Source organism: Roseateles terrae (genome assembly GCF_014192155.1).
Taxonomy (GTDB): Bacteria; Pseudomonadota; Gammaproteobacteria; order Burkholderiales; family Burkholderiaceae_C; genus Roseateles; species Roseateles terrae.
Window position 1 is genome coordinate 142,483 of record NZ_JACHXO010000003.1, and the last position, 18,697, is coordinate 161,179.

The 18,697-nt window shown below is 68.0% G+C and carries 16 protein-coding genes; 2 read left to right on the forward strand and 14 right to left on the reverse strand.

Annotated features, from left to right (window positions below):
• Positions 1-6: 6 nt before the first annotated feature.
• The 7 genes from FHS28_RS09960 to trpE all read right to left on the reverse strand — a co-directional run bounded on the left by FHS28_RS09960 (position 7) and on the right by trpE (position 6,885).
• Positions 7-951, reverse strand: coding sequence for a glucosamine kinase nucleotide-binding domain-containing protein (locus FHS28_RS09960; RefSeq protein WP_088453069.1), 945 nt, complete (start codon positions 949-951; stop codon positions 7-9).
• 259 nt (positions 952-1,210) lie between these two features.
• Positions 1,211-1,918: a uracil-DNA glycosylase gene (locus FHS28_RS09965; RefSeq protein ID WP_088453067.1), complete on the reverse strand. Its 708-nt coding sequence runs from the start codon at positions 1,916-1,918 to the stop codon at positions 1,211-1,213.
• Positions 1,918-2,709 carry an indole-3-glycerol phosphate synthase TrpC gene (gene trpC / locus FHS28_RS09970; RefSeq protein WP_088453065.1) on the reverse strand — a complete coding sequence of 264 codons (792 nt, stop codon included), beginning with the start codon at positions 2,707-2,709 and terminating at the stop codon, positions 1,918-1,920. Before trpC ends, FHS28_RS09965 begins: the two co-directional genes overlap by 1 nt.
• Entirely contained in the window at positions 2,702-3,736 is a 1,035-nt protein-coding gene (gene trpD / locus FHS28_RS09975) for an anthranilate phosphoribosyltransferase (RefSeq protein WP_088453063.1), read from the reverse strand. The genes trpC and trpD overlap by 8 nt, the downstream gene beginning before the upstream one ends.
• Before the next feature lie 4 nt (positions 3,737-3,740).
• Positions 3,741-4,799 (reverse strand): low-specificity L-threonine aldolase, encoded by a 1,059-nt coding sequence (ltaE, locus tag FHS28_RS09980; protein ID WP_088453061.1) that lies wholly within the window; start codon positions 4,797-4,799, stop codon positions 3,741-3,743.
• Complete coding sequence (locus FHS28_RS09985; RefSeq protein WP_088453059.1) at positions 4,796-5,380, reverse strand: anthranilate synthase component II; 585 nt, start codon at positions 5,378-5,380, stop codon at positions 4,796-4,798. Before FHS28_RS09985 ends, ltaE begins: the two co-directional genes overlap by 4 nt.
• A 20-nt stretch (positions 5,381-5,400) precedes the next feature.
• On the reverse strand, positions 5,401-6,885 hold the full coding sequence (trpE, locus tag FHS28_RS09990) for an anthranilate synthase component I (RefSeq protein ID WP_088453177.1): 1,485 nt from the start codon (positions 6,883-6,885) through the stop codon (positions 5,401-5,403).
• 406 nt (positions 6,886-7,291) lie between these two features.
• Between trpE and FHS28_RS09995 the strand changes: the two genes are divergently transcribed.
• Entirely contained in the window at positions 7,292-7,993 is a 702-nt protein-coding gene (locus tag FHS28_RS09995; protein ID WP_246409875.1) for a chalcone isomerase family protein, read from the forward strand.
• Between the two features lie 106 nt (positions 7,994-8,099).
• Here the strand turns inward: FHS28_RS09995 and gph are convergent, their stop codons facing one another.
• The 5 genes from gph to map form a co-directional block, all read right to left on the reverse strand.
• The gene (gene gph, locus FHS28_RS10000) at positions 8,100-8,762 is read right to left on the reverse strand and encodes a phosphoglycolate phosphatase (protein ID WP_088453055.1); all 663 of its coding nucleotides are present in this window, start codon (positions 8,760-8,762) and stop codon (positions 8,100-8,102) included.
• 143 nt (positions 8,763-8,905) lie between these two features.
• Entirely contained in the window at positions 8,906-9,640 is a 735-nt protein-coding gene (locus tag FHS28_RS10005) for a LytR/AlgR family response regulator transcription factor (RefSeq protein ID WP_088453053.1), read from the reverse strand.
• Positions 9,637-10,710 carry a sensor histidine kinase gene (locus tag FHS28_RS10010; protein ID WP_184294491.1) on the reverse strand — a complete coding sequence of 358 codons (1,074 nt, stop codon included), beginning with the start codon at positions 10,708-10,710 and terminating at the stop codon, positions 9,637-9,639. Before FHS28_RS10010 ends, FHS28_RS10005 begins: the two co-directional genes overlap by 4 nt.
• Before the next feature lie 23 nt (positions 10,711-10,733).
• The gene (locus tag FHS28_RS10015) at positions 10,734-11,672 is read right to left on the reverse strand and encodes an alpha/beta fold hydrolase (RefSeq protein ID WP_184294493.1); all 939 of its coding nucleotides are present in this window, start codon (positions 11,670-11,672) and stop codon (positions 10,734-10,736) included.
• 145 nt (positions 11,673-11,817) lie between these two features.
• Positions 11,818-12,564, reverse strand: coding sequence for a type I methionyl aminopeptidase (gene map / locus FHS28_RS10020; protein WP_088453047.1), 747 nt, complete (start codon positions 12,562-12,564; stop codon positions 11,818-11,820).
• A 204-nt stretch (positions 12,565-12,768) separates the two neighbouring features.
• Between map and chrA the strand changes: the two genes are divergently transcribed.
• Positions 12,769-14,133, forward strand: a complete 1,365-nt coding sequence (gene chrA / locus FHS28_RS10025) for a chromate efflux transporter (RefSeq protein ID WP_445677839.1) — start codon at positions 12,769-12,771, stop codon at positions 14,131-14,133.
• A gap of 141 nt (positions 14,134-14,274) precedes the next feature.
• Here chrA and FHS28_RS10030 read toward each other — a convergent pair whose 3' ends face one another.
• Together FHS28_RS10030 and FHS28_RS24135 are read right to left on the reverse strand one after the other, a co-directional pair.
• A complete protein-coding gene (locus tag FHS28_RS10030) occupies positions 14,275-15,597 on the reverse strand; it encodes an Nramp family divalent metal transporter (protein ID WP_088453043.1) in 1,323 nt (440 codons plus the stop codon).
• Positions 15,598-15,913: 316 nt separating this feature from the next.
• Positions 15,914-18,568 (reverse strand): sigma-54-dependent Fis family transcriptional regulator, encoded by a 2,655-nt coding sequence (locus tag FHS28_RS24135; protein WP_246409878.1) that lies wholly within the window; start codon positions 18,566-18,568, stop codon positions 15,914-15,916.
• Positions 18,569-18,697 lie beyond the last annotated feature (129 nt).

Genomic DNA, 18,697 nt, shown 5'->3' on the forward strand with positions numbered 1-18,697 from the left:
TCTCGATCAACGTGAGTCAGAGAGTGCGCCGCGGACCAGCCGCAGCGCCCCGTCAGCCGAGTCACCCTGAGGTGACACGCAACGGGCCCGAATGTTGCCTGAGAAACGGCTGCCCAGCCGCTGTGCGATGCTGCCCGCGAGCGAGAGCGGCAGGGTCTGGGTGGGGTCCAGCGCCAGGGCGACGGATTCCAGTTCCGCCACGGCGGCATTGATGAGCGCCTGCGCGGCCGGATCGCTGTCGGCGTGATCGAACACCAGCGGCGCCAGTTGCGCATACGCATGCTGGCCGGCCTGGGCGACCCAGTGGGAAACGGCATCGCGGTCCAGCGCATCGGCGGCGCCCGCGGCGTGCCAGATGGCCAGGGCCAGCGGGCCGGCCGGCAAGCGGCCGTCCATCGCCTTTTGCGCCAGGCGCATGGCCTGCAGGCCCAGCCAGGCGCCACTGCCTTCGTCGCCGCCAATCCAGCCCCAGCCGCTCGCGCGGGCCAGCGTCCCGTCGGCACGCAGCGCCTCGCCCACCGTGCCGGTGCCGGCCGCAATGACACCCCCCGGATGCCCGCCGTGGGCGCCCAGCACGGTCGTGGTGCCGTCATTCACGACCACGAGCCATGCATACCCCGGCTGCTGCGCCTGGAAGGCTTCGACCTGCGCCGCCACGCCCGCGCCGCTCAGGCCGAGTCCCATGGCGGTCTCCGCCAGCGGCAGCGGGTCCAGGCCCGCCTGCTTCGCCGCCTCACCCACCGCTTCCTGAATATGGCGCCAGGCCTGGGCGATGCCCTGCCCCAGCGCGGAAGGCCCGGACTGGCCCTGTCCCAACAGACGTCCGTGCAGATCGGTCAGTCGCACCCGTGTGCCGGTGCCGCCGCCATCCACGCCGACCAGGAATCGGACGGCGGCATGGCGAGGTGACAGAGGCGCCGACCAAACGTCGACCAGGGCGGAAAGCGTCATGATTAATACCAGTTTAGTACCAAAAATCGAAGATCGTCAATTGGTAGCGCACTGGACTTAACCCTGATGCCGCAGGCCAGCCCGACCGGCGGGTTCAAAGGCTTCGCATCGCGATGGACACGAGGGGAAACAATGCGGACATCCAAGGACGTCGGAGGGCCGGGGCTGCGTGACCACCACCGTACCAGTGGCGCGCTACCCCGCCATGAGGATCAGCCCGTAGCGGGGCGGATGGCGCGCGTCAGATGCGCGGCGTCGCTCAGGCGTCGAGCGACCAGTCCAGGTCGGCGCCCTGCGTGCGGAGCCAGTCCCTGGCGGCAGAGAAGTGCCCGCAGCCGATGAAGGGCGTGGGGCCGCGCGTGGCCGATAGCGGCGAGGGATGGTTGGCCTGCAGCACCTGATGGCGCGAGCCGCCCGCCGACGCGATCAGCGGCGCCTTGGCCTGTGCATGGGCGCCCCACAGCAGATAGACCTTGGGGCTCGTGTCACGCGCGGTCGCTTCGATCAGCGCATCCGTCAGCGACTCCCAGCCCTTGCGGGCATGGCTGCCGGCCTGTCCGTCCTCGACGGTGAGGCTGGTGTTGAGCAGCAGCACACCACGACGCGCCCAGTCGCCCAGATGGCCGGTCATGGCCGGTGCCTGACCCAGGTCACGCATCAGTTCCTTGAAGATGTTGCGCAGCGACGGCGGCAGCTTCTGCCCGGCCGGCACCGAAAACGCCAGCCCTTCCGCCTGCCCCGGCCCGTGATAGGGATCCTGGCCGACGATGACCACCCGCACGGCACTGAGCGGCGTGAGCCGCAGCGCCCGCAGGGGATCAGCCGGATACACCACCGCACCCGCCGCGAGCCGCTCCTGCAGCAGCGCCTGCACCCGCTGTCCGTCCGCACTGGCTCGCCACGCGTCAATGCAAGGCTGCCACCCTCCCCCGACCTGCCAGTCGAGGTCCGCGTGCCGGAGCGCCATCAGTGGAACAACGCCGCCAGCGCGGCGCCGGGATCGTCGGCGCGCATGAAGGCCTCACCCACGAGGAAGGCATTCACATTCGCCTCGCGCATGCGCTGCACATCGGCCGGGCCAAGGATGCCGGACTCGGTCACCAGCAGGCGGTCGGACGGCACCTGGGAGAGCAGCCTCAGCGTCGTATCCAGCGTCACCTCGAAGGTCTTGAGATTGCGGTTGTTGATGCCCACCAGCGGCGTCTTCAGACGCAGGGCGCGGGCCAGCTCGTCACCGTCATGCACCTCCACCAGCACATCCAGGCCCAGGCCCACTGCGCAGTCTTCCAGCTCGGCCATCTGGCCGTCGCTCAGGCTCGCGGCGATCAGCAGGATGCAGTCCGCGCCCATCGCCCGGGCCTCGTAGACCTGGTAGGGATCGATCATGAAATCCTTGCGCAGCACCGGCAGCTGGCAGGCAGCGCGTGCCTCCTGCAGATAGAACACGCCGCCCTGGAAGAAGGACCGGTCGGTGAGCACGCTCAGGCAGGCCGCCCCATGCTGCTCATAGCTGCGGGCGATGGCGGCGGGCTGGAAGTCCTCTCGCAGCACGCCCTTGCTGGGACTGGCCTTTTTGATCTCGGCAATCACCGCGCTGCGGCCGGCCTGCACCTCACGACGCAGGGCGTCCCCGAATCCACGGGGGGCTTCCTCTCGCGATTCGGCCTCTGCCCGCAACACGGCCAGCGGCTTGACGGCTTGAGCTGCGGCGACTTCTTCGCGCTTGACCGCATTGATCCGATCCAGAATGTCAGACACGGGCGGCCTCCTGCGTGGCGGTCACGAACTGGTCGAGCTTGGCGCGCGCGGCGCCGCTGCTGATCGCTTCACGGGCCTTGGCAATGCCGTCGGCGATGCTGCCCACCACATTGCCGGCATACAGCGTGGCGCCGGCATTGAGCAGAACGATGTCGCGGGCAGGGCCTGGCTCATCGCCCAGCACCCCCAGCAGGATGCGGCGGCTTTCCTCCGGACCGCTCACCCGCAGGTTGCGGCTGGAGACCATCTGCAGGCCGAAGTCCTCCGGATGCACCTCGTATTCACGGATCTCGCCGTTGCGCAGTTCTCCCACCAGGGTGGAGGCGCCCAGCGAAATCTCGTCCATGCCGTCCTTGCCATACACCACCACCGCATGCTCGGCGCCCAGGCGCTGCATCACCCGCACCTGGATGCCGACGAGGTCCGGATGGAACACGCCCATCAGGATGTTGGTGGCGCCGGCCGGATTGGTCAGCGGCCCCAGGATGTTGAAGATGGTGCGCACGCCCAGTTCCTTGCGGACCGGGGCGATGTTCTTCATCGCCGGATGGTGGTTGGGCGCGAACATGAAACCGATGCCGGTCTTGTGCACGCAGTCCGCCACCGCCTGCGGGCTCAGGGACAGCGCCACACCCAGGGCTTCCAGCACGTCGGCACTGCCGGTCTTGCTGGAGACGCTGCGGTTGCCGTGCTTGGCGATCTGCGCGCCGGCCGCAGCGGCCACGAACATCGAGCAGGTCGAGATGTTGAAGGTGTGGGCGCCGTCACCGCCGGTGCCCACCACATCCACCAGATGCGGTCCGGGCTGCAGCGGCACCTTGACCGAAAACTCGCGCATCACCTGCGCGGCGGCGGTGATCTCGCCGATGGTTTCCTTCTTGACCCGCAGGCCGACCAGGATGGCGGCGGCGGTGACCGGCGACATCTCGCCGCCCATGATGCGGCGCATCAGGGCCAGCATTTCGTCGTGAAAGATCTCGCGGTGTTCGATGACGCGGGTCAGGGCTTCGTTGTCGGTGATGGGCATGGCCTCAGGCTCCCGTGCGCAGGCAGTGCTCGCGGATGGCGGCAATGGCGCGGTCCACGCCTTCGGCATCCACATCCAGATGGGTGACAAAGCGCAGGCGGTACAGGCCGGTGGCCAGCACGCCGCGCTGTTTCAGGTGGTCCAGCAGACCGGCGCCCAGGGTCGGCGCCACGTCCACGAAGACGATATTGGTCTGCGGCGCTTCCACCGTCACGCCCGGCAGGCCGGCCAGGCCCTCGGCCAGGCGGCGGGCCAGGGCGTGGTCGTCGGCCAGGCGGCGGACGTGATGCGTCAGCGCATGATGCGCGGCCGCAGCCAGCACGCCGGACTGGCGCAGTCCGCCCCCTACCATCTTGCGCCAGCGATGCGCCTGCGCAATGAAGGCCCGCGAGCCGCACAGTACCGAGCCGACCGGTGCGCCGAGGCCCTTGGAGAAGCAGACCGAAACACTGTCGAAATGGCTGCAGATGCGGCGGGCAGCCGCATAGGGGTCGTTGGCGTCGATCGCCACGGCCGCATTGAACAGGCGCGCGCCGTCCAGATGACGGGCCAGGCCGCGACGCTTCGCGAGCGCACTGGCATCGGCCAGATAGTCCATCGGCAGCACCTTGCCGCCAATGGTGTTCTCCAGCGTCAGCAGCCGGGTGCGGGCAAAGTGCGCGTCATCGGGCTTGATGTTGGCCTCGATGTCGGCGAGCGGCAGGGAGCCATCCGGCGCATGATTCAGCGGCTGCGGCTGGATGGACCCCAGCACCGCGGCGCCGCCGCCCTCCCAGCGATAGGTGTGCGCCATCTGGCCGACGATGTATTCGTCGCCGCGCTGGCAGTGGCTCATCAACCCGCAGAGATTGCTCTGGGTGCCGCTGGCCATGAACAGCGCCGCCTCGAAACCGAGCGCTTCCGCCAGGGCGTCCTGCAGGGCGTTGACGGTCGGGTCATCACCAAAGACATCGTCGCCCAGCTCGGCGGCCATCATGGCCTCGCGCATGGCGGCGGTCGGACGGGTGACGGTGTCGCTGCGCAGGTCCACCACAGCGCCGGCGCGGGTCGGTTCAGAGGTCATGGGGCGAGTTCCAGGAAATTGCGCAGCATGGCATGCCCATGTTGCGACAGGATGGATTCCGGATGGAACTGCACCCCCTCCAGCGGCGTGCCCGTCCCGGCCAGGCCGCGATGGCGCACGCCCATGATCTCGCCGTCTTCGCTGCGGGCGGAGACTTCCAGATCATCCGGCAGCGTGCCCTGCTCGATGGCCAGCGAGTGATAACGGATGACGCTGAAGGATTCCGGCAGTCCGGTGAACACGCCGCGGCGGTCGGTGCTGATGGTGCTGGCCTTGCCATGCATCTGCACCTGCGCGCGGATGATGCGCCCGCCCAGCGCCGCGCCGATGCTCTGGTGGCCCAGGCACACACCCAGGATGGGCAGGCGGCCCTTGAAGCGTTCGATGGCGGGCACGCAGACGCCGGCTTCCTTGGGCGTGCACGGGCCGGGGGACAGCACCAGATGGCTGGGCCGCAGGGCGTCGATCTCGTCGAGGGTGATCTGGTCGTTGCGGACCACCTTCACATCGGCGCCGAGTTCGGCGAAATACTGCACCAGGTTGAAGGTGAAGCTGTCGTAGTTGTCGATCATCAGCAGCATGGCTTCGCTCCTTCGTCCGCTCAGAAACCTTCTTCGACCAGCTCGGCCGCGCGCAGCAGCGCACGGGCCTTGGCCTCGGTCTCTTTCCATTCCAGCTCGGGCACCGAATCGGCCACGATGCCGGCCGCCGCCTGCACATACAGCATCTGGTCCATGATGACCCCGGTGCGGATGGCAATGGCCAGGTCCATGTCGCCGCCAAAGCTGAGGTAGCCGCAGGCGCCGCCGTAGATGCCGCGCTTGACGGGCTCCAGCTGGTCGATGATTTCCATCGCACGGATCTTGGGCGCGCCGGAGAGCGTGCCGGCCGGGAAGCTGGCGCGGAAGACGTCCATATTGCCGACGCCCTCCTGCAGGAGGCCCTCGACATTGCTGACGATGTGCATCACGTGGGAATAACGCTCCACCGCAAAGGCATCCGTCACCTTCACCGTGCCGGTGCGGGCGATGCGGCCGATGTCGTTGCGGGCCAGGTCGATCAGCATCAGATGCTCGGCGCGCTCCTTCGGGTCGGCCTTGAGCTCGACTTCCAGCGCCTGGTCCAGCTCCGGCGTGCCGCCGCGCGGACGGGTGCCGGCGAGCGGACGGATGGTGACCTTGCGGCCGTCCGGCGTCTGCTCCTGGCGCACCAGGATCTCCGGCGACGCACCGACGATCTGGAAGTCCCCCATGTCATAGAAATACATGTAGGGGCTGGGATTGAGCGAGCGCAGCGCCCGATACAGGCTGAGCGGGGACTCGGTGTAGCGCTTCTTGAGCCGCTGACCGAAGACGATCTGCATGCAGTCGCCCGCGGCGATGAATTCCTTGGCCCGGTCCACCGACTTCAGGAAGTCGGCCTTGGCGAATTCCCGTTCCACCGGATGGGCCTGACCCCGCACCACCCGCGGCGCGGAGACCGAGTAGCTGAGCTTGTCCCGCAGTTCGGCCAGCCGCTTCTTGCCGCGGAAGTAGGACTCCGGCTGGCCCGGGTCCGCATAGACGATCAAATAAAGCTTGCCCGACAGGTTGTCGATGACCGCGAGTTCTTCGCACTGCAGCAGCATCACGTCCGGCGTGGGCAGGCCGCCGTCCGGGGTGGAGTCTGCGAGGCGAGGCTCGATGTAGCGCACCGCGTCATAACCGAAGTAGCCGGCCAGCCCGCCGCAGAACCGGGGCAGGCCCGGACGCAGGGCCACCTTGAAGCGCTGCTGGTAGGCCTCGATGAAGGCCAGCGGATCGCCCTCATGGGTTTCGATGATCTCCCCGTCACGCAGGATGCGGGTGGTGCGGCCTTCGCTGCGCAGCACCGTGCGCGCCGGCAGGCCGATGAAGGAGTAGCGGCCGAAGCGCTCGCCGCCCACCACCGATTCCAGCAGGAAGCTGTGGCGGCCCTGGCCGTTGCCGGCGCAGAGCTTGAGGTAGAGCGAAAGCGGGGTTTCCAGATCGGCGAAGGCTTCGCTGATCAGGGGGATGCGGTTGTAGCCGTCAGCGGCCAGGCTCTGGAATTCGAGTTCAGTGATCACGTCGTCAAACCTCATGTCAGACGCGTGGCGGGCCGCCATCGGCGGCATCCGGCACACGCGTGCGTCGTCTCAGGTCGCCTGTTGGACCTGCCCCGTGGATGAGGGTGCAGAAGTGATGACGGTAGCCCAGGGTCCGGGATCGGTAGATCCGCTGAAGGTGGACGCGGGGCGGCAAGCAGCAGGCGGCTTCAGGTGAAGTCGTGCGGGCGTCGCCAGGGCCAGGCTCCCCGGTCGTTCGACCCCTTGATGTGCTTGCGCGTGATGAACATAGTGGGAACCAGTGTAGCAGGGGAAGACTCCCGATGTCTTCGGGCTTGCGCTTCCCGCATACTCTCTTGCAGAGCCGGTCCGCCTGGGTGAAGTGATGTGCGGAGCCGGCCGATCCTCGAGGAGGAAGGAGAGAGACATGAGACTTACCCTGATGGCCGCCTCAGTTCTGGCGGTATTGTCCCTGTTGTCGGTGTCGGCCCACGGCCAGACCGCGGCAGGATCCAGCGCTTCGGGCTCGGTGACGCCCGCAGCCTCCAGCACCGCCACCGCGCCGACGACGGCTTCGGCGCCCCCGACTGCGCAGGTCGCAGCTCCCCGCCCGATTGAAGTGGCCGGCGTCAAGTACGACGGCCAGGCGGAAGTGGCGGGACAGAAGCTGGTCCTCAATGGCGCGGGCATCCGCTACAAGGCCATTTTCAAGGTCTATACGGCAGGCCTGTACCTGACGGCACCAGCGAAGACGCCGGATGGTGTGCTGGCGAATGCCGGCCCGAAGCGCCTCTACATCCAGATGCTGCGGGACATCGACGGCGAAGAGCTGGGCAAGCTGTTCACCAAGGGCATGGAGCAGAACGCCACGCCGGCGGAGTTTGCGAGCGCCATCAATGGCGTGCTGCGCATGTCCGAGATCTTCGTGCAGAAGAAGAAGCTCAACACCGGCGAATCGTTCGGGGTGGACTACATCCCCGGCACGGGGACGGTGGTGTTCGTGAACGGCAAGCCGATGCCCGGCGAGGCGATCAAGGAACCGGCCTTCTTCAACCTGTTGCTGAAGATCTGGCTGGGCAAGTCACCGGCGGACAACTCGCTGAAAACGGCGCTGCTCGGCGGGAAGTGAGCCGCTCGGCCTCGCAGTGTGCCTCGCTGCGTGACAAGGGGGCCGGTCTGCGGCTGCGCACGGAATGACTCCCGGCGCGAGCCGCAGGCCGCGCCTGCGCGGCGGGTCAATCCGGGAACAGCTGGTCGAGACGGTCCAGATACAGCGCGGCGGGCACGTCTCGGATCGGCTGGCCGTGGTTGTACCCGTAGCTCACCAGGGCGACGGGGCAGCCCGCGGCGTGGGCCGCCTTCGCATCATTGCTGGAGTCGCCGATCATCCAGGTCGTGGCCGGTGAGGTGCCGAGCGCTTCGCAAGTCTTGAGCAACGGGAGCGGATCCGGCTTCTTGCGCTCGAAGTCGTCGCCGCCGAACACCTGGTCGAAAAAGCCCGACAAGCCCTTGCGCTGGAGCAGATCCCGCGCAAAGGCGGCTGGCTTGTTGGTCAGGCAGGCCATTGGCAGGCCGAGGGCCCGCAACCGGCGCAGGCCTTCCTCCACACCGGGAAAGACGTCGGCATGCGCGCCGTTGAGCACCTCATAGTGCTGCTGGTAGAGCGCCCAGGCCTTGTCGTACTGATCCTGCTGGCCGCCCACTTCCCGCAGCACGCTGCGGATCAGATGCTCGCTGCCCTGCCCGATGGTGTGCTCCACGAAGTCGCGGGAGACACGCGGCAGGGACAGGTCGTCCAGCACCTGGGACAGCACCGCGACGAAGTCGCCGAGCGTGTCGACCATCGTGCCGTCGAGGTCGATCATGAAGCCGGTAGGGACGGGTTGCAGCAGTTTCATAACGTTCCATGGTGGCGCCAGGATCCGTCGGAACTTCTCGCTGAAAGGCGACGTTCATGGGCACGGGTCGAAGGACGGATGCGTTCCCTCGAGATCGTAATCGGCTTCGATCCCCTGCCGACACAGCAGCAAAAGGCGTGCGCTCACAGCTCCAGCTGATCCCGAAGCAGCTTGCCCTGGCGCCGCGACACCTCCACCTGATGCCCGTCGCGCAATGTCACCCGGTAGCCCTCGTTGTGCCACGGCTCGATGGTCTGAATCCACCGCAGATTGATCAGGTGACTGCGGCTCGCCCGGAAAAACAGCTGCGGGTCCAGCCGTTCTTCCAGGGCACTGAGGGTGCGCGGCAGCAACGGACGCTGGCCTTCAAACCAGGCTTGCACATAGTTCCCGCAGGCCTCGAAGCCCGAGACATCACCCAGCCGCACGAACCAGCAGCGCTCGCCATCGCGCAGAAACACCATGTCGTCGGCGCCCTTGCTGCTCGGGGGCGACCCGGACGCAGCAGCCGCCGGCAGGCGCTGCGTCGCGAGCCGCTCACGCGCCCGGTCGAGCGCCGCTTCCAGACGGCCGGGGTCGATCGGCTTGAGCAGGTAGTCCAGCGCGTTGCGCTCGAATGCGGCCAGCGCATGCTGGTCATAGGCCGTGGTGAAGACGACCAGCGGGAGGTGCCGCAGCTGATCCAGCAGGTCAAAACCTGTCGCTCCCGGCAGCTGCACGTCGAGCAGCAGCAGGTCGGGCCGCAAGGTTTCGATGCCTTCCTGCGCAGCGTCGAGCTCGGCGGCCTCGCCCACGATGTCGGCGTCCGGGACCTCGGCCAGCAAGGTGCGCAGCTCCTGCCGCGCCAGGCGCGAATCTTCCACGATGTAGATCTTCATGCCATCAGCTCCACCGTCACCCGCACCTGCCCGCCAGTGGTGTCAATCCGGCACTCGGCGCCGTCGCCCCCGGCACGCTGCAATCGCTCCCGCAGATGCGGCAGCCCGAGCCCTGTGGACGATGGCGATGTGTCGGTGAGCGTGCCACGCGGGAGCCGCCCATCAGGTTCCCACACGCCTGGATTGCTGACCACCATCGTCAGCTGCGCCCCCTGCCGCTTCAACACGATGCCCAGCACGCCGCCGCCGGCCGTGCGCGCAATGCCGTGCTTGATGGCGTTCTCCACCAGCAGTTGCAGCAGCATCGGCGGGAGGGTCGCGCCCTCGGTGGCGGGGTCGATGTCCCAGTGGACCTGGAGCCGGTCCTCATGATGCAACTGCTCCAGCGCCACATAGTCACGCACCACCTTCAATTCGTCCGTCAGCGGCACGCGTTCCTTGGCGCTGTGCTGGAGTGTGTGTCGCAGAGTGTTGGAGAGCCGGCTCAGCATGTCCCGGGCACGGGCCGGGTCTTCATTGATGAGCGCCCTCAGGTTGTTGAGCGCGTTGAAAAGAAAGTGCGGATTGATCTGCGCGCGCAACACCTGCAACTCCAGGGCCCGTGCGGCGGCCTGCGCCTTCCACTTGGCAATCTCCCCCTGCCGCCACCGTTGCAACCACTGCGCGCCGGCCCACCCGAGCAGCCACAGCCACAGCACGATGGCCGTGTTGGCCGTATAGCTGAAGAACACGCCTGGCCCATGCGCCATGCCACGCGGAAATTCCAGCAGGCGCAGCGTCAACCCAGCCAGATTGAACAGCACCAGCAGTGCCTGCACCCCCAACGCCACCATCGGCGGCACCAGCAGCAGCCTCACCAGCAGCGCTCTGGGCGGCAGATCCAGCCAAGCGGCGCGCAGCGCCCAGGCCCGCAGCCCTTCGGTCGCCCCCCACAGGGCGACGCCGAGCACCACCATCACCGTGACCAACGAGCCCGTCAGCCCTTGAAAACTCGACACCATCGTCAGTGAGATCACGACATACACCGTCCAGAGCAGACACTGGATCAACGCGCGGTGGCCGGATCGCATGCGGGGCATCTCCACGATGAAGGTCAAGGCAGGGGCTTGGGCGGCTGGGCAGGCGCCAGGAAGCTTCGCACCTGCGCCTGGAGCCAGGGCGCATCGTCCCACATCAGGAAGTGGTAGCCCCGTTCGCTCATCATCAGCGTCATCCGGGGCAGGCCGGCATATTGCTGGGCCACCAGGCTGCGGGTGCCCTCCATCGTGCTGCCCATCGGCTCATAGGCGGCCCAGGCCGCCAGCACCAGCACCGGCGCCGTGATGGTGGGCAGCAGCGGGCGCAGGTCCGCGCCCCACAGCTCAGACATGGCTTGGATGCTGGTGAGTCGATCGCTGGTCTGGATCCAGTCCAGGATCTGCCGCGTGCGTTCAGCATCCCGGCTCATGCCGCGCGCGCCCTGCGCCGCACCGTCCTTCCAGAGTTCGGGCGGGATGGAGAGCATCTGCTGCCGCATCCCCTGGGCCATCTGCCGCGCCTGCTCGGGCGTGACGCTGGGGCCACGCAGGCCGCCGATGAACGGCAGCGCGTCGACGATGACCAGGCGGTCAATGTCCCCCGGCCGTTGTGCCGCCATCATCAGGGCCAGCGCGCCGCCCAGGCTGTGCCCCATCACCACCGGCCGCTGCAGGTGCTGCGCGTCCAGGTAGGCCCAGAGCCGGTCCCGCATCGCCGGCAGGAACTGCTCGGTCTGGACGGCGGGCTGGCCCGCGAACCCTGGCAACTGCACGATGTGGCACTGCACCTGCGGTTGCAGGGCCGCACAGGTCTCGCTCCAGGTGGCCGCGGCGCTGTTCAGGCCCGGGATCATCAAGACCGGGCGGCCCTCCCCCTGAACCTCGATCCGCAGACCCTGGAACTCGGTGACGGCGGCTTCACAGGACCGGGCCGAGCTCAGGCTGACCACGATGGCCACCGCGACCGCGAACAGACCGGTATTGAAACGGGATTTGACGTTTTGGCAGAACTTCAAGGCGTCCTCCATCGGATGAAGTGATTCGATGGAGGCATCTTCTTGGTCTGCCGCGCTGCGCGGGGGCCCTGGATGATGACCGGCGCGCCGGCGGGACGAGTGGCGCCTCTGGCCGGTCAGCGGCGCAGCGTCGTGGGGTCCTGACTCAGTGCTGCGTCACCACGATCGGATCACCCCGTGTGATGATCATCGTGTGTTCATACTGCGCGGAGAGGTTGCCGGGCACGCCCACCAGCGTCCAGCCGTCATCGGTCTCTTCGACAATGCGGCTCTTGGTGGAGAGGAAGGGCTCGATGGTGATGACCATGCCTTCCTGCAGCAGGCGCTTGTCCTTGGGGTCGTAGTAGCCGGGGATGTGCTCCGGCGCCTCGTGCAGCGCCCGGCCCACGCCGTGGCTGCCCAGGTTCTCGATGATCTTGAAGCCGTAAGTCTTGGCCACCCGCTCGATGGCGGCGCCGATGCCGCTGATCGGCTGCCCGGCACGCGCCTGCTTCATCGCCTGCTCCAGCGCGGTGCGGGTGGCATGGCACAGACGGGTCTTCTGCGGGTTGGTCGGCGGGATGACGCGAGTGCCGCCGGTGTCGGCGAAATAGCCGCCCAGTTCGGCCGACACGTCCACATTCAGGACGTCGCCTGCACGGATCACGCGGCCACCGGGGATACCGTGGGCCGCTTCTTCGTTGATGCTGATGCAGGTGTAGCCGGGAAAGTCGTAGGTCAGCTTCGGGGCCGACTGCGCACCGTGCGATGCCAGCAGGCGACCGCCCAGCTGGTCCAGCTCCTGCGTGGTCATGCCGGGCTCGGCCGTCTCCAGCAGCTCGTGCAGCACCAGCGAGACGATGCGCCCAATGCGCTTGAGGCCAGCAACGTCGTCTTCGGATTCAATGGTCATGAGGTCTCCAATCAGGTTGTCCGGGCAGTGGAGACCACAGCGGAACGCAGGTACAGGAAAGGCGTGCAGGTTACCAAATCGAGGGGGCGCCCGCCTTTGCAGGGTCACTGACGCTGGCCACAATGCGGCGCCATGCGTGCGCCAGTCACTCCACCGTCGGGTTTTTCTTCCGCTGCTCCTTCCGAGCCGCCATTGGAGCTGCCTTTGGCGCCGTCCTTGGCGCCATCGGTCGATGAACCTCCGGAGCGCTCGTCGGAGGCGCCGGCGAGTTCCCCTGCAACGCCGCCATCCGAGGGGCCCGGCAGTCGCCCGACTGGCTCGGCGCTGGAAGTGCTGCGTGCCTTCCTGGTGCTGGGGCTGACGTCCTTCGGCGGCCCGGTGGCGCATCTCGGGTACTTCCGGGCTGAGTTCGTCGAGCGACGCCGCTGGCTGAGCGAGGCGGACTATGCCGACCTCGTCGCCTTGTGCCAGTGCCTGCCGGGGCCGACCAGCAGCCAGGTGGGCATGGGGCTCGGCTTGCAGCGAGCGGGCGGCGCGGGCGCACTGGCCGCGTGGGTCGGCTTCACGATGCCGTCGGCGGTCCTGCTGACCTTGGTGGCGCTCGGGGTGCAGCAAGGATCATCGCCGCTGGTGCTGGGGGCCTTGCATGGGCTCAAGCTGCTCGCGGTGGCGGTGGTCGCCCAGGCGGTCTGGGCGATGGGGCGCAGCCTGTGTCCTGATCTGCCGCGGAAGCTGCTGGCCCTCATCGCAGCACTGCTGGTGCTGGCGCTCCCATCGGCCGTCGGTCAGCCGGGCGCGCTGGTGCTGGGGGCGTTGGCCGGGATGTGGGCGCTGCCTCGCTTCGGCCGAGCCGGAACGAGCGATCATCCAGCGCAAGCGCGACAGGACGGCCACACGCACGCCGCCGCCTCACCGCAGCGATCTCCATCAGAGTCGTTGTTGGTCAGCCGCCGGACTGGATGGGCGGCACTGATCGCCTTCATCGTCCTTCTGGCCGGTCTTTCCCTGCTCGCTCACGGCACCGACTCCCGCCTGTGGGCGGCACTGTGGATCTGCTACCGCGCCAGCGCGCTGGTCTTCGGTGGCGGCCACGTGGTCCTTCCCATGCTGGATGCCGGCTTCGTGCAGACCGGCTGGATGAGCGCCGAGCAGTTCCTCGCTGGCTACGGCGCCGCCCAGGCGGTTCCGGGCCCGCTGTTCACCTTCGCGGCTTATCTGGGCGCCGCAGTGCCGCTCTCCGGCGTCTCCAGCGCCTGGATCGGCGCAGGGCTCCTGCTGCTGGCCATCTTTGCACCCGCCTGGCTGACGCTGATGGCCGCCCTGCCCTTCTGGCACGCGCTGCGCCAGCGTGCGGGGTTCCGCAATGCGCTGACCGGCATCAATGCCGCGGTGGTGGGATTGCTGACGGCTGCGCTCATCACGCCGGTGGCCAGCAGTGCGCTTCACAGCGCAGCGGACGTTCTGCTGGTTGCCGGCGCGCTGGTGCTGCTGATCCGACTGCGCTGGCCGCCCCTGGTGCTGGTGCTGCTGATGGCCGGGATGGGCGGCGGATGGGCATTGATCGGTTGATCGGTGCGGTCCCGCTGCTGACGGCGTTCGCACCGCTGGAGGCGCTCACGCGGGGCGGGCGGGAGCTATCACGGGCCTCACAGGACGCGGCGGACCCACAGTAAAGCTGCCCTGCGTCCCCCGGCTCACCGGGCCGTCGCCTCAGACGAGGTCCAGCAACGACGCCAACAAGGCCACATTCGCCAGCCCCACGGCCCCGAAGATCGCCCAGGCGGCACCTCGCAGCCACGGTCCGTTGGCAAAGACACCCATCAGCGAGCGGTCACTGGTCATGCGGATCAGCGGCCACATCGCAAACGGCAGTTGCAGGCTCAGCACCACCTGACTCGCCACCAGCAGCCGTCCGACGCCGCCCTCCCCCAGCCACCACACGCCAACAAACGCCGGCACCAGCGCAATGGCCCGCGTCACCAGCCGCCGCTGCCAGCACGGAATCTTCAGCTGCAGGAATCCCTCCATCAGCACCTGCCCTGCAATCGTCCCGGTGAAGGTCGAACTCTGTCCCGCAGCCAGCAGCGCAATGCCGAACAGCATCGACGCCAGCGCACTGCCCACCAGCGGATCCAGCAGGTGGTAGGCATCCTGGATCTCCGTCACCTCGGTATGGCCCCGCGCATGGAAGGCGGTGGCCGCCAGCGTCAGGATCGCCGCATTGATCAGCAGCGCCAGCGAGAGGGACACCAAAGTGTCGAAGGTGCACAGCCGCAGCCCGTCCTGCAGCGCCGCCGGAGATCGCCCGATGCGCCGCGTCTGCACGATGGACGAATGCAGGTAGAGGTTGTGCGGCATCACTGTCGCGCCGAGGATGCCGATGGCCAGCAGCAACGCATGCCGGTCGTGCACGGCCACGCCGTTGGGAACGAAACCCTGCATCACCGCCGCCCAATCAGGCCCGACCAGTACCAGTTGCACCGCAAAACAGACCCCGATGGTCATCACCAGTCCCAGGATGATGGCCTCCACCTGCCGGAATCCCCGCCCCTTCAGGCCCAGGACGATCAGCGTGTCCAGTGCCGCCAGGCCGACTCCGCCCATGAGCGACATGCCGAACAGCAGGTGCAGCGCCAGCGCGGTGCCCAGCACCTCGGCCACATCGCAGGCGATGATCGCCAGCTCCGCCATGAGCCACAAAGTGAGGTTGACCGGTCGCCGGTAACGAGCGCGGCAGGCCTGGGCCAGATCCATCTGGGTGACGATGCCCAGCCGCAAGGACAGGGTCTGCAGCACCATGGCGGCGAGGCTGGACGCCAGCACCACCCACAACAGCGCATGGCCGAAGCGAGACCCGGCCTCGATGTCGGTGGCCCAGTTGCCGGGGTCCATGTAGCCCACCGACACCAGCAGGCCCGGGCCGGCCACCTTCAGCAGGCGTCGCCACAGGGGGCCCTGGGTGGGCAATGGAATCGATCCGTGGACTTCGGAAGGACAAAACGGCGCCGTGGCCGTGGTCGGAAGACGAAACATGGGGACGGATTGTGCGGCGTCCTGAAAGACGAAGGGCGGACTCCCGCTAGAAGTCCGCCCCATCCCTTTGCCCATCACCTCAAAGTCGTCCGGCTTTCGCCTCTGCGGTTCAGCCACCATTTCCGTTCCGCATGAGTTGAAGATTACGCGGGTGCGCTGCAATCGCCCAGTCAAGGACGCCGCCTTGGACCCTCGGAGGATCCAGCAAAGGCGTGTCAGTCAATGACTGACACCAAAGACGGACAAGGCGTTGGACGCGCGCCGAGACGCGCGGCAAAGTGGAGACAGTGACGATCGTCGCGACGTCGCCCCGTGCTCAGCGCAGCAGGCGATACAGCGTATTGCGCCCGATGCCCAGACGCCGGGCAGCTTCGGAGACGTTGCCTTGACATTCTGTCAACACCTGGCGCGCGTGGGCCTTGGCATGCCCGCGGAGGGCGGCGGAGGGCGCAGCGGGACCGGAAAGGCCGGCAAGGCCGGAGGGGCCAGTGGTGCCAGTGGTGCCAGTGGTGCCAGTGGTGCCAGGAGCATCCGTCCAATGTGTGGCGTCTGTGGCGGTCACTTCACCCGCCGTCCATTCCGCTTGAAGATCCTCCGGCAGATGCTCGATCTGGATCTCGCGCTCCCAGGGCTCCAGCATGGCGACGGCCACGCGCAGGGCCTGCTCCAGTTGACGGACGTTGCCTGGCCAGGCGTAGCGCTGCATCAGCGTCATCAATGATGGCGCCACCGACACTTCAACGCCCGCGCCACCGTTGCCCGCGATGGATTGCAGATGCGTGTTCTGATACGGCGCGGGCGAGTGCTGCGCCTGTGCTTGTGCTTGTGCTTGTGCCTGTGCCTGCGACTGCGGCGCCACGATCCGCCGCAGCAGCCGCTGCACCAGCGCGGCCAGATCAGTGCGAGCGCGCAGCGGCGGAACGGTCAGGGCCAGTCCATTGATCCGGTAATAGAGGTCCTCCCGAAAGCGCCCCTCCTCCACCATGGCGCGCAGGGGTCGATGACTGGCGCAGATCAGCTGCACGTCCACGGATACTGCCGCGCCGCCGCCCAGGGGCTGCACCTGCCGGTCCTGCAGAACGCGCAGCAGCCGCGCCTGGAGCGGCAGTGGCATGTCACCGATCTCATCGAGGAACAGCGTGCCCCCGTGGGCCTGGCGCAACCGACCGGCAGCCCCTTCCCGCGAGGCACCGGTAAAGGCGCCGCCGCGGTAGCCGAACAGCTCGGCCTCGATCAGCCCTTCCGGCAGCGCAGCGCAGTTCACCGCCACATAGGGCCCCTTGCAGCGCAGGCCGCTGTCGTGCACCGCCCGCGCCAGGACATCCTTGCCCACGCCCGACTCGCCTTGCAGCAGCAGGGTTATGGGCTTGTTCAAGACCTTGTGAAGACGGCGAAGCAGTTGATGGACCGTCGGGTCGCCAAGATCAAGCGCGGCCAGCGGAGCGGGCCACTCCGCGTCCGGGCTGCGCTCCGGCATCTGCAGCGGGGTCCACGTCCTCGCGGACGGAACACCGGTACGCGGTGACTGCGCCAATCGGCTTGGCAAGAGACCTCCCGCTGATGGGGCAACCGCCGCAGCATCCGCAGCATCCGCAGCATCCGCAGCAGGCGTGGCCGGCATGGCAGGCGCATCACGCCCACCATCAGGCGCATTCCAGTCAACCGCGACGGGCGCAGCGGAGCCGGGGACCGAAAGTCCCCTCGCATCTGCGCCGGGGACCGAAAGCCCTCTCGCATCTGCGCCGATGCGCTCACCGCCGTCCAGCGCGGGGATGACGCTGACGGGCTCGCTGGCACCCGGCCTCCGATCGCTTTCGCCGCAGCCGCTGGGGGGCGATGCAAGCCCACTCCGGGCGTGATGCATACCGTGAGACTCAGGATGGCGCCCGGTCGAAAGGTTCGCGCCAGAGGCGAGGTCGCCCATGGCGCCAGAAGCGGCGCCGGCCGTGCGATCCGGATGTGCGTGCCCGATCGACGCCCCTTCGTCGTTCCGCTCAGACAGGGCCAGCCTCTCCGCGCCCACCCACCGCCGACGCCAGGCCGCCGGCACGCTCGCCCGCACCCACAGCGCTGTCGCGTCACCCTCGCGCCGCACGCACTGCGGCGCAGCATCGTCCATGCATGCCCAGGTCAGTAATTGCGGCCACGGGATCGGCAGCACCGCCTCCAGCCGCAGTGACCGCGACGCCTCCGCGCCGAGCCACCCCAGCGCGGTCTCATTGCCGCCAATGATCCAGCCCTCCTCGCTGACCGCCAGCAGGCCCTCGCCCGCCGTGTCCAGCCCTTCGCGCTGGGGATGCAGCTGCAGCCGCAGCGCCTGTGCATGCCGCGTCTGGAACAGCCGGTGCTCCACCGACCGCGCCGCCATCCGGACCAGCGCCAGCGTGTGCCGATGGAAGTTGCGCTGATCGCCGGAGATGTCCAGCACGCCCAGCACCCGTCCTTGCGGATCCCGGATCGGCGCCGCCGTGCAGCTCAGAAAGCCGTTCCGCTCCAGATAGTGCTCCCCGCCCATCACCGCCACCGGCCGGCGCTCCACCAGCGCCGTGCCGATGGCATTGGTTCCCCGCCAGCGCTCGTCCCAGATGGCACCCGGCCGCAGGGCCACCCGCTGCGCGCGGTCCACAAACCGGCCATCCCCCAGGGCCTGCAGCAGCAGCCCTTGACCGTCCGACAGGATGACCATGCCGTCGCTGTCCCGCGTCTGGGCAAACAGGTCCTGCATCACCGGCCGCGCATGCGCCACCAGCTCATGCTGCTGCTCCAGCGCCCGCATCAGCTGCGCCGACGATGCATGTGGCGCGCCGGGCGTGCGGCCGACCGGGCTCAGCCCGGCCGCATGGCTGCGCAGCCAGCTGCGACTCAGGCCCGCGTCCGGCAGGTTCAGCCGCAACTCACCCGTTTCCAGCAGCTCCCGCCGCGCGGCACGCAGCCGCCCCGGCGCCACTGCGGCGATCGAAGTCTTGGACATCGCTTGTCTCCTGGCGGACGTTCTGCCTGTCGTCCTGCCTGATGTGCTGTTCCATCTTGGAACACCTGTTCCGCCTGTGCTGTCGCGGCGCAGGTACGCCCGCCCATCCTCACCGCGTTGACGCCAGAT